At 58.8% G+C, this 14,883-nt stretch carries 12 protein-coding genes; 9 read left to right on the top strand and 3 right to left on the bottom strand.

The window, feature by feature from the left end:
- Positions 1–87 precede the first annotated feature (87 nt).
- Complete coding sequence (locus tag Poly24_RS07490) at positions 88–2,622, top strand: protein kinase domain-containing protein (RefSeq protein WP_197452394.1); 2,535 nt, start codon at positions 88–90, stop codon at positions 2,620–2,622.
- Positions 2,623–3,176: 554 nt separating this feature from the next.
- Here the strand turns inward: Poly24_RS07490 and Poly24_RS07495 are convergent.
- The 3 genes from Poly24_RS07495 to Poly24_RS26905 all read right to left on the bottom strand — a co-directional run bounded on the left by Poly24_RS07495 (position 3,177) and on the right by Poly24_RS26905 (position 6,406).
- Positions 3,177–4,148, bottom strand: coding sequence for an Lpg1974 family pore-forming outer membrane protein (locus Poly24_RS07495; protein ID WP_145092726.1), 972 nt, complete (start codon positions 4,146–4,148; stop codon positions 3,177–3,179).
- Between the two features lie 310 nt (positions 4,149–4,458).
- Entirely contained in the window at positions 4,459–6,141 is a 1,683-nt protein-coding gene (locus Poly24_RS07500; protein ID WP_197452396.1) for a proteasome accessory factor PafA2 family protein, read from the bottom strand.
- Positions 6,142–6,250: 109 nt separating this feature from the next.
- A complete protein-coding gene (locus Poly24_RS26905; protein ID WP_197452397.1) occupies positions 6,251–6,406 on the bottom strand; it encodes a hypothetical protein in 156 nt (51 codons plus the stop codon).
- 368 nt (positions 6,407–6,774) lie between these two features.
- On the opposite strand from Poly24_RS26905, the gene Poly24_RS07505 reads away from it, so the two are divergent.
- From Poly24_RS07505 to Poly24_RS07540, 8 genes are all read left to right on the top strand, one after another.
- On the top strand, positions 6,775–7,659 hold the full coding sequence (locus Poly24_RS07505; protein ID WP_145092734.1) for a class I SAM-dependent methyltransferase: 885 nt from the start codon (positions 6,775–6,777) through the stop codon (positions 7,657–7,659).
- Positions 7,646–8,467, top strand: a complete 822-nt coding sequence (gene larE / locus Poly24_RS07510) for an ATP-dependent sacrificial sulfur transferase LarE (protein WP_231753511.1) — start codon at positions 7,646–7,648, stop codon at positions 8,465–8,467. The genes Poly24_RS07505 and larE overlap by 14 nt, the downstream gene beginning before the upstream one ends.
- A 262-nt stretch (positions 8,468–8,729) precedes the next feature.
- Positions 8,730–9,689 carry a dihydrodipicolinate synthase family protein gene (locus Poly24_RS07515; RefSeq protein ID WP_145092737.1) on the top strand — a complete coding sequence of 320 codons (960 nt, stop codon included), beginning with the start codon at positions 8,730–8,732 and terminating at the stop codon, positions 9,687–9,689.
- Positions 9,686–11,116, top strand: coding sequence for an oxidoreductase (locus tag Poly24_RS07520; protein ID WP_145092740.1), 1,431 nt, complete (start codon positions 9,686–9,688; stop codon positions 11,114–11,116). The genes Poly24_RS07515 and Poly24_RS07520 overlap by 4 nt, the downstream gene beginning before the upstream one ends.
- A gap of 64 nt (positions 11,117–11,180) precedes the next feature.
- Positions 11,181–12,386 (top strand): nucleoside monophosphate kinase, encoded by a 1,206-nt coding sequence (locus Poly24_RS07525; RefSeq protein WP_145092744.1) that lies wholly within the window; start codon positions 11,181–11,183, stop codon positions 12,384–12,386.
- Between the two features lie 143 nt (positions 12,387–12,529).
- Entirely contained in the window at positions 12,530–13,057 is a 528-nt protein-coding gene (locus Poly24_RS07530) for an RNA polymerase sigma factor (protein ID WP_231753618.1), read from the top strand.
- Entirely contained in the window at positions 13,054–13,776 is a 723-nt protein-coding gene (locus tag Poly24_RS07535) for a hypothetical protein (RefSeq protein ID WP_145092749.1), read from the top strand. Before Poly24_RS07530 ends, Poly24_RS07535 begins: the two co-directional genes overlap by 4 nt.
- Positions 13,777–13,907: 131 nt before the next feature.
- A complete protein-coding gene (locus Poly24_RS07540) occupies positions 13,908–14,771 on the top strand; it encodes a hypothetical protein (protein WP_145092752.1) in 864 nt (287 codons plus the stop codon).
- Positions 14,772–14,883 lie beyond the last annotated feature (112 nt).

Here is a 14,883-nt window from a genome sequence, read left to right on the forward strand (position 1 = left end):
TGCCAGATAGCGTCAGACCCTTGCAACCGCTTAAAATTTGAAGCGATATGGTCGCTCTTGTCCCGGTTCGAACGCTGCACAGGCAACATGCCCGAAGATCTCACTCCACGACCGAACCCCGATGTCACGCAAGATCTTGATGCGGCGAGTGCGCACGACCCGCGCGAATCGGATTTTTCGGTCGTCGATGACGATCAAGATCTGCCGCTGCCGACCGAAATCGGCGATTACACGCTCACTCGATTGATCGGTGCCGGCGGCATGGGGCGGGTTTATCATGCCGTCCACCGACCGATGGACCGAACTGTCGCGCTGAAGACGCTCCCTCCAAGTCGGATGCGGAATACCAAAGCGGTCGAGCGGTTTTATGCCGAAGTCCGCGCCGCGGCGCGGCTGATGCATCCCAATATCGTGACCGCGTTTGATGCCGGCCACAAAGGCGATCTGCATTATTTGGCGATGGAATTTGTCGAGGGAAGCACGCTCACCGAGACCGTTCGCGAAACGGGGCCATTAGAACTTTCCAGGGCCGTCGATCTGATCCGACAATCGGCCACCGGGCTGCAACACGCCCATCGCGCGGGAATTGTTCACCGGGATGTCAAACCGAGCAACCTGATGCTGACACCCGACGGGATCGTGAAAGTCCTGGACCTTGGGCTTGCGACGATTGGTTCGGAACCTGACAGTCAACGTAAGCGAGGTCGATTGATTGGCACGATCGAATACATGCCTCCCGAGCAGATCGAAGATCCATCGAATCCCGATCGCCGTAACGATATCTACAGCCTCGGGGCAACCTTCTTTTTCCTGCTGACCGGCCGCACCTTGTATCAAGGCGGGATTCTGGATCAGGCACGGGCCCATCGCGACGAACCCATTCCGGATCTCTTTACCTTGCGACCGGATGTTGATGTTCGCTTGGATCAAGTGATCCGCCGCATGTTGGCCAAACGAATCGAAGGCCGCTACAGTTCACTGGCTGAAGTGCTGGAAGATCTTGATGAATGGAAGGCTGGCGCGACGTTATCGGATTGGACCGAAGCCGGTTCGCGTTGGATGCTTCCCGGCGACCATTTAACCGATGGCGTCGAACCGACCACCGCGGTTGGCCGGTCGAGCGTGTTGGGGCTCGATGTAGGGATGTTTTATGTCGCCGCTGCGATGGCCGAAGCGGGCCAACCGATACGGCTGGGCAATGCGGGCAGCAACGACCAGCCGTTGCTACAATCCGCCGTTGCGACCACCCGTGAGGAACAAACCATCTTCGGCGGCGATGCGATCCAATTGCGGACCAAAACCCCGCAACGGCTGGCCCACTGCGTGCAACTGTATTTAGGGACGACTAAACTGGATCGGCATATCGGCGATCGGCAGTGTCCACCCGAAGTCGCAATTGGCATGATCATGCGGCACGCCGCCCGCAACGCTTGGCAATTGAAAGGACGTCCCGCCGTCGTGGCGGTGACGGTTCCCGCCTGTTACGACCAAGCTCGTCGCCGCAGCACGATGCAAGCGGCGCAGGTTGCTGGATTCGATTCGATTCGCTTGATCGATCGACCGCTTGCCGCTGCACAAAGCCAGTTGATCGAAGAGCACGCGGCGCTGCCGCCTCCGAAGCCTTCGGAGGTCTGTTATTGGTTGGTCGCTTCGCTAACGGGACTTGCGATGGAGATCTCCGTCGTTCGGCATGTGGGGGGGCGATTGCAATTGTTATCCAGCGTAGGCGACTGGAATCTTGGGCTGCTGACCTGGCAGCAACGAGTGGTCGATCTGGCGGCCACCGATTGCTTGCGGCGTTTGCGACTCGATCCGCGCAGAGATCTCAAGGATGCGGTCGGTTTGCAATTGGCGTGTGAAAAGGCGCTGCGACAGTTGTCGATCAAGCCGCAGGCCGATCTCGACTTCCGCCTACACGGTCGCGATGCGACGGTGACGCTCAAGCGGGCCACGTTTGGAGCCGCGTGCAGCGATCTGTTGGTCCATCTCAACGGAATGATCGGCCAAGCGATTCAGGATTCAGGAGTCGAGGCTGGTCAGTTGAGCAATTGTTTAACGGTTGGCATGTTGACCCGGATGCCTCAAGTTAGCGACGTATTGCGGGGACGAATCGGCGCGCACGTTCCGATTATCGCCGTCGATCGCCCTGCTTTGGCCGCGGGAGCTGCGTCGGCGGTGATGGGCGAATTACCAGGCCAAACGCATATCTTCCCAGCCCCTCACTCCTGCACTTCGCACGATCTGGGCCTCTTGGTACGCGATGGCAAACAAAAACGACCGCGCACCGTTCCCGTGGTACCACGGACGACCAAGCTCCCCGCGCGGAAGACGCGTCGCTTGCTGCAATCACACCCCGGCCAACACCCTTCGTTAACGTTGATCGAATCGGCGGGATGGCAGGGAGATGCCTGGCGATCTTTAGGAAACTTTCATCTCCCCGATCACGATGGCGACACCCCGCTGGAAGCCGTTCTGGAAGTCGATGCCAACGGCCTGCTGAAAGTAGGCGTTCACGACCCCAACACGGGACACGTCCAAAGGGTTCCACCTCTGCCGACACCGATGATCGACGAAGCCGATTTGCCAATCTGGCGGGCCTGGATCGAAAAAACGATGCGCTAGACCGCCATCTCTCTCTCTTTTTTAATCGATGCGTCTTCACGCCGCTTGTTCGGCGGGCTTTTATCATCGTGTCCTCGGACGCTGCTGGATTGCCGTTGTCCGATTGATTGTCGTTCGAGTCATCGATTGTTATCAACCGCTTAAACCAAGTCCTCGGCGTTGGCAGATTCCTGCGTACCAGCGGCGGGCGCATTCGAAGAACGCGCCTCCTCAAACGAGAGCCCCGGACTTTACGACGCCGCGGTGGATGCGTTCCTGACAGGCAGTAAGTCGGCGAAAGCGGCGCATTTCAATTCGTCCAACTCCGTCGCATCCAGGCATCTGGCAGCCGCAGAGATCGGCTGGAACAAGCCGCAAAGTCCACAGACGACTATCACGGATGCTGCGGCCCTCGTCTTCTTGGAAGCGTATTGAGCCGTGCAGATTCTCAAACTATCAGCGTTGTTTTGAGATGAGGGGGCAACCAGCCGGCCAACGATGTCGGTCCGAGAACCGGCACCCTGTTCGTATGTCGGCTTAGACCTCGACAAGATCCATCGGTTTTGCACCGGTGGTTAATAGTGATATTCCAGTCCCACAGTTGCTCCGTGGTAGAAGACACTGTCGGAGGCGTCGACGCCGTGCGGAACGAAGAAGTTCGCACTCACAAGTTCGTCCGACGCGACGGCCACCGATGTGACCCACATGACTTGGTAGCCCGCCACAAGATCCAGTTGGCTGGTCAGACTTCTGCGTGCATTTAGCCCCAGTTCTGCCAGGAAAGAAAGCTTCCCACGGTCCCCTGTGTCGCGAAGCTGAGCGATTCCCGTGTCGTACAATGTCGATTGTTTCGCGGCATTGCCGAAAAGACCGACCTGACTGAAGCCGTCAAGCGACCAGTTCCCTTTACGAAACAGGTTCGATTCCAGGCCAACCTGTCCGCCGTACAATCGGTTTTGCGCCGCGGTATCGATCGTTGTTGGCGTCCCTCCCGATTCAAAACCAAAGCCGATCCGATCGTCGATCTCCAGATATCGGAAACCCGTCGTAAATCGGATCGCTTCGGTCAACCGCCGACTGATGCCGAGTTCCAGGCTATGCAAGTCGGACGTGTGAACACCATCGATCGACGTGATGTCGGGAAAGCTGAACGGTGTGGTGGCATTCAGCGTTGCAGCACTTGCCAGTCCGATCAGATCACGATGGCTTTCACTCCAATGATCGACACTCATCCATCGCACGGTCAACGCATGGCAAGCATCGAGGTTGTAGCGGCCATAGAGTTCGTAGCCTGCCTGAAAACCCAAATCGAATTCGTCGGAATCAAAGTTGCCGTTGGGGCCCCAAAAAATTCGATTGTTGTCGTCGACTCGCTCCAAAAACAAAGCCTTGGCACCAAAGCTCCATCTCGCCGGCGCACGGCATTCAACGGCGTCACAACCACTTGAGGCATCACATTCAAATTGTCCCTGCGCGATGGAAGTGAGCCCCATCGACAAGAGGAACCATGCGGCTACTTGAAATCGTTTACGATGGAACTTCAGCATGATTATCGATTCCGTTCGTTAGCATTCGTCTGAATGTTCTTTGCGTTCCCGTTGGGATGGCTATCGAGTATTTCGTTGCCGAATTCCTTCCATTATTCCGCCAACGGTCAAAGACTTGAGAAAAGCTCCCTCAACTGGAGGGGGAACCCACATAAACCGCAAGGACTAACTCGGCAGCCCGGCGGTAATTCCTTGCGGAGGCATGGTTTAGCGATGCGTGTTGGCACGTGTGCTCGGTCGGCATGCGTTGCAAGAAGTGTTCGGATTCGTCGCGATAGCGAGAGGGGAATTTTGCGTCACGCGGCCGAGATCACAGTCGGACGCGGCGGTTGCCGAAGGCTTTGCCCAGGCGGATGCTGTTCCAGGTGGCGTGGACGGGAGTCTCGGTGCCGGAGAATTCACGGATAAAGCTGCCACGCCGCATCGCCCGCGGCGTCGGTGGCGGCTGGCGCATCGCCCGCTGAATCTCCTGCTCGCTGACAATCTGCTCGGTCTCACCCGCCGATTCCAGCAGCGAATAATATCCGTCGGCCGACAACTCGTGGTACTTGATGTCCAGCTTGCGGTTGGCGGGCAAAGGCAGGTTCTGGCCCGCTTGTTTCAACAGCATCCTCTTGGTCACCCAGTCGATGCGGCCGACAAGGATCGTGCGATCACCAGCCAATCCGTCCAGCACATCGCTCCACCGCTGTAGCACTTCGTACGCTTCATCGGGCCGATTCTGATTGGCTTCCACAAATCGGCGACAAGCGGCTTGGTACCATCGCTGGACGTCGAGTGCTGTCATCGGTCGGCCGTTGTGGACGGCGATCGCACGCTCGATCGGTTCATCCCGAACCACAGCTTGCAATGCGCGCAGCGGTCGCCGAACGCGCGGTGGATTTTTGATCGCTCCGGCTTCGATCGCATCGATCATCAAGGTGGTTGTCGCGAGCCTCAGGTATTCCGCCTCTTCCGCCATGTTGCAGTCTCCCAAGCAGACTTGCATCCGTTGGCGCGCCCCGAGGTTGCTGAAGAGGTCCATCGGATTGAACCATCCGATCAGGCAAGCATCCATCAGATGGGCGACGCTGAACAAAGGATAGGCGTGGTTTCCCAGCGGTCCAAATATAAATCGCAGCACGGGGGCTTTCTGAGCCAACAAAAAATCACCGCGATCGGAAACCCAACCGCTCCCCGAAAGGATCGATCGGCTGACCAAAAACGGCGTCAACATTCGGACATGGCGACGATACAGACAGATCCTTGAAGCGACGATAATCGTCAACAGCATCGGGCTCAGCGAGATCATCGCCACACGATTCAGCGCCCGCTCGACCCACCGCGGGATCGGCGTGGCATCTTCGGAGGTGTCGAATCCGTCGCCGAAGAACTTGCGGAATAATTCACCACGGCGCGCCTTCTCGGTTCGCATCATAGCAAACGGATAGACCGCCACTGCGATCAACAGATACGCTGGGATGGCGACGATCACCAACGGAATCATGATCACCCAAAACAGCAAGCAGACCGTCGCCGCTAACAACAAAACGACACGCCAACACGCAAGGCCTAGCATGCCGGTGACTTGGATCTCGTAGTTCTCGTGAGTGCCGTAGGCGTTCCCTTGGCTGTCACGACTGTTTTTGATCAGGACCAATTCCCCATCGTCGCGGCAACTGGACGCCGATTCGCGGAGTAAACGATCTTGCGCTCGCTGCCAGACCAAGGCATCGCGAGGACTCTGACACTCTGGCGTCGCTGCTTCGATCAGCCCAAAACCGCCCGAATGCAAAACGCGTTCGAAGCCGATCGTGCCGCCGTTGGCCGTGAAATGCTTCTCTTCCAAGACGCTACCGGTTGCGGTCGGCAAACGCTCCCGGAACTTCTCCAACAGCGAGCGGTAGAGTTCGATCTGTTTGACGGGCGGCCCGTCTTGATAAGGCCGAAAGCGGATCGCGTATTCGGTCTCCAGCCCCAGTAAGCGTTGAAAGATTGGAGCGTTGGTTTTCAAGAGCTTCGCCTGCCGGGGTGCGCAAATTCAAACAGCACGCCCCGACGGGATGATTCGGTCGGGCGGTGATCGATCGCCGCCCCACCCTCTAAAAGATTCGCCGATCGATTTATTCGCCGCCGTCGGGAACGACAACCTCGTCCAGATATCGCTGCGGTTGATCTTGGGCATCGACGGCGACTCGGTCGATGATCTGTTCCAAGGTTTGCGGTTGAGGCAACGTTTCGCTGGTCTGCGGTGCTTCGAGAATGGTTTCCGTCTTCACTGGGGCGCTCCTGAATCGATAGGTGATCGGATACAATGGGCGATGCGGAATCGTTCCCACTCCATTCGCTTGATTATAGAAGAAAGATTTGCGGGTCACAATCAAGTGATTTCGCACTGTGGGGCGTTGGGCGAACTGGGCAAAACTTGCCAGCAGGCTCTCCCCCATCGAGCAACGCCGCAACGCGTTTTTCGTTATAGAGGATGCCGGTTCTCGGCCGTAGCGGAAGTCGTCAAGACTTTCGATCCACGGCGGTTATCCGCTCCTCCCGAAACTCTTGACGAGTTCCGCGACGCAATGGTTCACCAACTTCATATCTGATCTTCCAACCACCACTCCTGTTCACGCAATCCGATCTCCTTTTATTTATGTCCGCTGAATCCCTGCTGCAGAATTACCAACTGATCGACTTTGGCGACGGTCGCAAACTCGAATCGATCGACGGCTACAAGCTCGACCGCCCCAGTCCCGCGGCGGAATGGGATGCTCCTGCGCAGGCCGACGCCTGGCAACAAGCCGATGCCGTCTACGATGGTTCGTCCTGGACGATCTTCAACGAGTGGCCCGAGTCGCTGGAACTCGACACCGGTGCGTTCCGGTTGGCGGCGGAACCGAAGCCGTTTGGGCATGTCGGATTCTTCCCCGAACAGGCGGCGAACTGGCAGTGGCTGGCGAGTTTGGCCGATCGGTTGCCAGCCGACTGTCGCGACGCGATGAATCTGTTTGGGTATACCGGCGGCAGCACGCTGGCTCTTGCTCGCGTCGGATTCCGCGTCGCCCATATCGATGCATCCAAGCCGAGCGTCGCGCGGACCGGCGACAACGCACGCCGCAGCGAACTGGGCGACGCGGCGATTCGCTACATCGTCGAAGACGCCCGCCGGTTTGCCGCTCGCGAGATTCGCCGCGGCCGAAAGCACAGCGTGATCGTGCTGGATCCGCCGGCCTACGGTCACGGAACCAAAGGCGATTCGTGGCGGATCCAACGCGACCTCTGGCCGCTGTTGGAAGATTGTCTGTCGCTGCTGACGCCTCGCGCGGCGATGTTGATCACCGGCCATTCCGATACGATCTGCGATTCGGATATCAGCGACTGGTTGCGACAGAACCAACCGGCGGGACTCGAGATCGAGGAAGGGCGTTGCAAGATCCCCGACAGCTCGGGGCGCTCGCTCGACGCCGGCTATTTCGTTCGCGCGACCTGGCACTTGGACAGTCCCTCCACCATGGACTTAAGTGATGATGCAAACTGAAGCGATCGCCCAACGTTTGATCGATGAACTGCAGCGGCATCCTCGCGTCGTCGTCGCTTTTTCAGGCGGAGTCGACAGCGCGGTGGTCGCCGCCGCTGCGCAGCGGGCCTTGGGCGACAAGGCGTTGGCCGTGATGGCGCTCAGCCCCAGCGTACCGCAGCGGCAGAGCGAATTGGCGGCGCAGGTGGCTGCGGAAATTGGGATCAATCTACAAACGATCTCAACTCACGAAACCGAACGTCCCGATTACCAACGCAACGATGGCCAACGTTGCTTCTATTGCAAACAGACGCTCTATCAAACGTTGGCGACGATCGCCGATGAGCACCGCGACAGCGTGATCTGCAGCGGAACGAACGCCGACGATCTGGGCGATCACCGGCCGGGAATCCAAGCTGGCCGCGACGCAGCGGTTCAGACGCCGTTGGCCGATCTTGGGATCACCAAAACGATGGTCCGCCAGCTGGCAAAGCACTGGGAATTGTCGGTTTGGGATCTACCCGCGGGTCCCTGTTTGGCCAGCCGGATCGCGTATGGCGAACCGGTCACCGTCGACAAGCTGCAACGGATCGATCGCGCGGAAAACTGGCTCCGCGACGAAGGCTTTGCCGAACTTCGCGTCCGATTGCATCCGGGGCAGCTGGCGCGGATCGAAGTCCCCGCCGCGCGGATCGCTGAATTGGTGCAACCGGAGTTTCGCCAACGGATGAGCCGACACTTCCGCTCGCTCGGCTTCCAGTTCATCACCGTCGATATCGAAGGCCTGCGCTCGGGCAACCTGAATCAATTGGTCTCGATCGGCAATTGATCGCCTGCGGCGGCCAAACCTTCTAGCTTGGCAGTTGCCCGATTTGCGAATTCCGTTCGCCCAGATTGCAATGCCCGCCGCAACGTCGGGCGTTATACTCCGCCCTACCGGCGTCGATCGACTGCTTGGTCGCCTTTCGCTCCGCGAAAGTGCGGACGCATCACGCACTTTTGCGGAGCAAAAGGCGACAAACTTTAAACTGACCGTCTCGGAGCGATGCGTTATCCTGGACGACCTTCATAACGCGAAGAAAAGTAAAGACATGGATCCAACCACACTGCTGCGTCCGCGACGCAAGATCACTGGGATCTCGGCGATTCTGTTGCCGTTACTCGAGAACAACGAAGTCGATTGGGACGCGTTTCGTCAGCATGTATTGCGGACCGCCGACGCGGGGCTGACTCCCGCCGTGAACTTGGACACCGGCTATGTCAACTTGATCGACGAAGCGACTCGCCTGCAGGTCCTGGACGTGACGCGCGAGGTGCTGGGATCGGGACCGTTTGTCGCGGGAGCTTTTGTTGGCGACACGCCCGGCAGCACGTTGGCTCTCGATGCCTACAAGTCTCGGATCGACGAAATCACCGCGCGTGGAGCGACGCCCGTGATCTTCCAGTCCTACGGCCTGACCGACCAAGGGGACGCCGAGATCGTTGCCAGTTACGAGAAGATCGGTCAAGCGTGCGACCAGTTTATCGGTTTCGAACTGGGGCAATGTTTCCTGCCGTTTGGCAAGATCTATTCGACCGACGTCTATCGCCAATTGATGCTGTTGCCGCAGTGTATCGGTGCAAAACATTCGTCGCTCAGCCGCACGGCGGAATGGGAACGCTTGGCCCTTCGCGACCAGCTGCGTCCCGAATTCAAAGTCTTCACCGGCAACGATCTGGCGATCGACATGGTGATGTACGGCAGCGATTATCTGCTGGGACTCAGCACGTTCGCCCCCGACCTGTTCGCTCAACGCGATGCCTATTGGGCCGCGGGCGATCCGGCGTTTTATGAACTGAACGACGCGCTGCAGTATCTGGGCTTCCTGACCTTCCGCCAACCGGTCCCGGGTTACAAACACTCCGCCGCGATGTTCCTGCATCTCCGCGGCTGGATCGCGACCAATAAAACCTATCCCGGCAGCCCTCAGCGTCCCGACAGCGACCTGCCGATTCTGGAAGACGTCGCGCGGCAGCTAGGCATCTCGCTGCGCAAGGGAGGCAACGTATGAACTATCCAAAAATCAACAGCCTAAAAACCCTCGACGCTTTCCAATCGCGGCTCGATGAACTGGAGATCCAGATCCCCTTGGATGCCGCGATGCAAAGTGGCGACGCGGCGCCGTTGGCCCAGTCGTGCGATTGGAACGGAGGCACGATTGGGAACCGATTTGCGATCCTGCCGATGGAAGGTTGGGACGGCACGACCGACGGGCGGCCGACCGATCTGACGCGTCGTCGTTGGAAGAACTTTGGACTCAGCGGAGCGAAGTTGATCTGGGGTGGCGAAGCGGTGGCGGTCCGACACGACGGCCGCGCCAATCCAAATCAACTGGTGATCAACTCGGACAACCTTGCCGAGATCGAATCCTTGCGGACGCTGTTGGTCGACACGCATCGCGAGCATTTTGGCACGGTCGACGATTTGTTAGTCGGTTTGCAGCTGACCCACTCCGGCCGCTTCGCCCGTCCCAACGACAAGAAGCAACTGGAACCGCGAGTCGCGTATCGGCATGCAGTGCTCGACGCGAAGTTTGGCGTCGACAGCGACGCGGCGATTTTGAGCGACGACGACCTCGATCGCTTAGTCGACGACTTCATCGCCGCCAGCAAGCTCGCTCAGCAGGCCGGATACGCGTTTGTCGATGTCAAACACTGCCACGGCTACTTGGGGCACGAACTCCTCTCGGGCTACGATCGCCCCGGAAAATATGGTGGCAGCTTCGAGAATCGGACTCGTTTTCTGCGATCGATCGTCGACGGAATCCGCAGCGAAGCGGCAGGTTTGCAGATCGGCACTCGGATCAGCATCTTCGACTTCATCCCGTTTGAACCGGGCCCCGAGGGGCTGGGCAGGCCGAGTCGCACCGGCGAATACCGGAGCGCCTTCGGTGGCGATGGGACCGGCGTCGGATACGATTTGACCGAACCATCGCGATTGATGCGATTGTTGGAAGAACTGGGGATCCAGCTTGTCTGTTCGACCGTTGGCAGTCCTTATTATTGTCCGCACATCCAGCGGCCAGCGATCTTCCCTCCCTCCGACGGATACGCTCCGCCAGAAGATCCCTTGGTCGGCGTGGCTCGTCAGATCAACGCGACGGCGATGCTGAAGCGAGCGCATCCGAATCTGCTGTTTGTCGGATCGGGTTACACCTACCTGCAAGATTGGCTGCCGAATGTTGGGCAGGCTGTCGTCCAGCAAGGGATGGCCGACTTCATCGGACTGGGGCGAATGGTCCTTTCGTATCCCGAACTTCCGGCCGATGTGATCGCGGGGCGGACGATGCCGCGGAAGAAAATTTGTCGCACGTTCAGTGAATGCACAACCGGGCCGCGAAATGGTATGATCTCGGGTTGTTTCCCTCTCGATCCGTTTTATAAAGCGATGCCCGAGCGCCAACAGATCATGGCCTTGAAGCAGCAGACCAAAGCATGATGCCATCGGTCGCTGTCGATCGGCCGAACCCACCTCGTGCAATTCAGATCAGCGATCAACACCTATGCACTCCGATAACGAATCCGACCACCCCGTCAACGAACCGATCGACTTGGAAATCAAAGATGCTCAAGTCATCTTCAAGTCGGTGTGGAAGGAATTGGAACAGGAGGTCGGCCACGAGAACCTGCGGTTCCCGAAAGAGCTGATTCTGCTGGGCGGTGCGCCGGGGGCGGGCAAGGGAACGCAAACGCAGTTCATCATGGCCGCTCGCGGTCTGACCTGCCCGCCGATCGTCGTCAGCGATCTGTTGGTCACTCCCGAAGCCCAGCGAATCAAAGATCAGGGGGGAATCGTCGGCGATGGCGAAGTGATCGGGATCTTGCTGCGGAAACTGCTGCAACCGATCTTTCGCGATGGAGCAGTCCTGGATGGCTTTCCGCGGACGCGTGTTCAAGTCGAATGCTTGAAGCTGTTGGTCGATAAGATCACGCAACTGCACGCCGAATTCCAAGGGACCGAACTGGCCGTCAACTTCCGCCGCCCGACGATCCACGCGATGCTGTTGTTCATCAGCGAAGCGACAAGCATCAGCCGCCAGCTGCAACGCGGCCGCGAGATCGAAGCGCACAATCAGGAAGTCGCCGAGACGGGAATCGGCCGCCCAATCGAATTGCGATCGACCGATCTGAGTCCGGAAAAGGCGAAGCGTCGCTACCGCGTCTTTAAAGAGATGACGTGGGACGCGCTGCAGTCGCTCAAAGAGATCTATCACTACCACTTCATCAACGCCGAAGGACCGATCGCCGAAGTCGAAGCGAACATCATCGGCGAATTGGCGTACCAGAGCTCGCTGGAACTCGATCCCAGCACCTACGATCGGCTGCGTGGTTTGCCGCTAGCGAGCGAGATCACCGTCCACGCGCGGCAGGAACTCGTTCGCCGGCTCGATTCTTACGAACTGGAACACCGCGAGTTGTTCATTCGCACCGTCGACACGATCGATCGGAAATTTATGCCGATCATCGAACGCCACGCCCTCTCGGGCCAAGCGATCGTCAATTCCGAAGACGAACTGTTCACCGATCCGCTGGCGCTGTGGATGCTTATCGATATCTTCTCCGAACGCGGCTACCACGCCGTCGTCGATAAACATATCCAAGCGACGCCCGAGCGAATCGATTTGGGGACCGGGCAGATCCACAACCGCTTGAAGACGATCATCCGCACCAAGATCTCATTCAAGGGATCGGAGATCCGCCGCGGTTAAGCTTTCCTGGCGAGGGCGGTCGATTTGCGAGCGTTTAAAGCTCTCGTTTTTTCTGAGTTTCTTTTCTGAGATTCCTCCGCGACGGCAATAATCGCTGTGAACCGACCGATTTCACACCTTTGTTGCTGGTAGACCGCGTGAGCATGATCGCCGACGAGATCCACGAACTGCTGGACCGGCATCGCCCTTGGCTGCTGCGGGTGATCCAGGCGCGGACCACGCTAGCGAGTGCCGTCGAGGATGTTTATTCGGAGGTTCTGCTGGCGATCGCGAAGAGTGATCATCGGCCGCGCGACGACAGTTCGCTCGCTCCTTGGTTGTGCAAGATCGCCATCCGGCAGTCCGCATTGGCCAACCGCACGGCGATGCGTCGCGATCGATTGAACAAAGATTACGCCCATCAGTCGCCCGATAGCTCCGCCGCAAACGACCCGATCTTCTGGTTGATGGACCAGGAACGACGCGATCTGGTCCGCCAGGTGTTGCACGAAATGGAGCCCGAGGTCCGCGGCGTGCTGCTGGCGAAGTTCGTCGAGAAATTGACCTACCCGCAATTGGCTCAGCGCCTTGGCGTCGCCGAACATGTCGTTCAATACCGAGTCGCCCAAGCGAAAAAACGCTTGCGGCAAATGTTGACCCAGCGTGGAATCGACCAAGAGGATCTGTCATGAATCCCGAACACGAACAAACTTTGGAACGTTTTGCCGCCGGCGAGATGAGTGTTGCCGAGGAGAACGATTTTCTGGCTCGCTGCGAAATCGAACCGACTCGCTACCGAGCTGCCGCGTTGGCGCTGGTTGAACACCGCCGGATCAGCGATGCGTTGGCTCAGTTTTCGTTTCCCGAAAGCCAACCGACGCCAGCCGCTCAAGTCGCTTCGCACCCGCCGCGGGCGAAGTCCCGTGGTGCGGCGTTTGCCATGGCGGCGGCGATCGCAGCGGTCGCCGTCGGCGGCTACTTTTTGGGAGCGATCGGTCGCGACGATGCGGTGAACCGTGAGTTTGCCGAATCGCAACCGACAGCGACCGAGGTGATCGCACCAGCGCAGGCCCCACCGCAGACCGGCGGCAACACGCAGATCGCGCTGCAGCAGGACGGCGGCCCCGCCGCTCCTGCGGCCAGCCCCAAACATGATCCACGGTTTGTGGAGCTGCCTCCCGAATCGGAAACTCCCGAAAACCAAGCCGCTCGCCAATTGGGAAGCCTGTTGGCTGAACTGTTCCGCGGCGCCCAACGCGAACCGATCTTCAGCGACCAAGCCAAATCGAAGCTCCGCAGCGATGGCTGGGAAGTCGAAGAGAAGCCGCTGATCTATGTCTTCAGCACCGACGACGGTGAGCAGTACGCCGTACCGACACACAACGCGAACCTGCGTTACGTCAAACCCTAGCTGCGGTGCAGCGTCCTGAACTCGAACGATCCACCGCTTGCGGTGTGGTCTCCCGGTTGGATGCTGCGCACCGACCGCGACCACGTTTTACCGAATTGAATTTGCTAACCAACTTCCTTGGGAGAATTGAAATGAAATCGATGTACTCTTTGACGATCGCCGCCTTGCTGTTTACGGCATCGCTTCCTACAGCAAACGCCGACGACGGTGCGGCTCCAGCGATTCCTGTCCCTCCGGCTCCCGCGGCAAGCGACACCGAAGAGGCCCCCGACGCCGACGCCCCAGCAGAAGCGGAGGCAGATGCGGCGGCCAAACCGGCCGACGCTGAGACTCGCAAGCCAGGCACCCATGTGAAGGTCGAATCGAAGGATGGCGAGACGACGATCGTCGTTCGCAGTTTCGGCAAAGTGATCCACGTCGGTCCCGGTGGCCAGGTCGATGTCAGCGACCTGCCTGGCGTCGAAGTGGCGGAGGGGGAAGAGGTCGACGGCGATTCGCCGCGTCGTGGCATCAAGCGTCGCCGCGTTTTGAATCTCAGCAAGATCATGCAACTGGGTGACGACGGAATCCTGAAGGAACTCGACGCGTTGCCGGTCACGATCAGCACGCTGATCGGCAAGAGCATCACTTCAGATGCCGGCGTCGAAGGAGAGATCCAAGTGATCGGTCCCGACGGCAAGGAGTTCAACTTCGACTTCGAGGAACTCGCTCCCGCCGGTCAGGAACTGGCGAAATCGATCGAACAAGCGATCATCGAATCGGGCGTCGAAATTCCGGCCGACGTCGCTGTCGAACTGATGAAAGCGAAACAGCGGATCGAAAAACAGGTCCAGACGCTGCGAAACCGAGCCCAACAGCAGGTCCGCTTGCCCGCCGCCGCTCAAGCGATGGCAGCCGAGCAAAAGACGATGCACGAGAAACTCGATCGGATCCTGAATCGGCTGGACAAGCTGGAAACCGAAGTTGCCGCGATGAAGAAGCAGGCTGAACTGTAGGTCCACGGCCGGGAAGAATTCGAGGAACCGCGTGATTTGCAGCGGAATCGCCCCGCAAATCACGCGACCTCACCCCAGGCCCTTCGCGTCGTGCAGCTTTTCTTTACAATGC

The sequence above is a fragment of the Rosistilla carotiformis genome (assembly GCF_007753095.1).
GTDB classification, from domain to species: Bacteria; Planctomycetota; Planctomycetia; order Pirellulales; family Pirellulaceae; genus Rosistilla; species Rosistilla carotiformis.

Coding starts and splice junctions, on each gene's coding strand:
- Poly24_RS07490 (WP_197452394.1), top strand. CDS start 88: ATGCCCGAAGATCTCACTCCACGACCGAACCCCGATGTCACGCAAGAT.
- Poly24_RS07495 (WP_145092726.1), bottom strand. CDS start 4,148: ATGCTGAAGTTCCATCGTAAACGATTTCAAGTAGCCGCATGGTTCCTC.
- Poly24_RS07505 (WP_145092734.1), top strand. CDS start 6,775: ATGTCCGCTGAATCCCTGCTGCAGAATTACCAACTGATCGACTTTGGC.
- larE (WP_231753511.1), top strand. CDS start 7,646: ATGATGCAAACTGAAGCGATCGCCCAACGTTTGATCGATGAACTGCAG.
- Poly24_RS07515 (WP_145092737.1), top strand. CDS start 8,730: ATGGATCCAACCACACTGCTGCGTCCGCGACGCAAGATCACTGGGATC.
- Poly24_RS07520 (WP_145092740.1), top strand. CDS start 9,686: ATGAACTATCCAAAAATCAACAGCCTAAAAACCCTCGACGCTTTCCAA.
- Poly24_RS07525 (WP_145092744.1), top strand. CDS start 11,181: ATGCACTCCGATAACGAATCCGACCACCCCGTCAACGAACCGATCGAC.
- Poly24_RS07530 (WP_231753618.1), top strand. CDS start 12,530: ATGATCGCCGACGAGATCCACGAACTGCTGGACCGGCATCGCCCTTGG.
- Poly24_RS07535 (WP_145092749.1), top strand. CDS start 13,054: ATGAATCCCGAACACGAACAAACTTTGGAACGTTTTGCCGCCGGCGAG.
- Poly24_RS07540 (WP_145092752.1), top strand. CDS start 13,908: ATGAAATCGATGTACTCTTTGACGATCGCCGCCTTGCTGTTTACGGCA.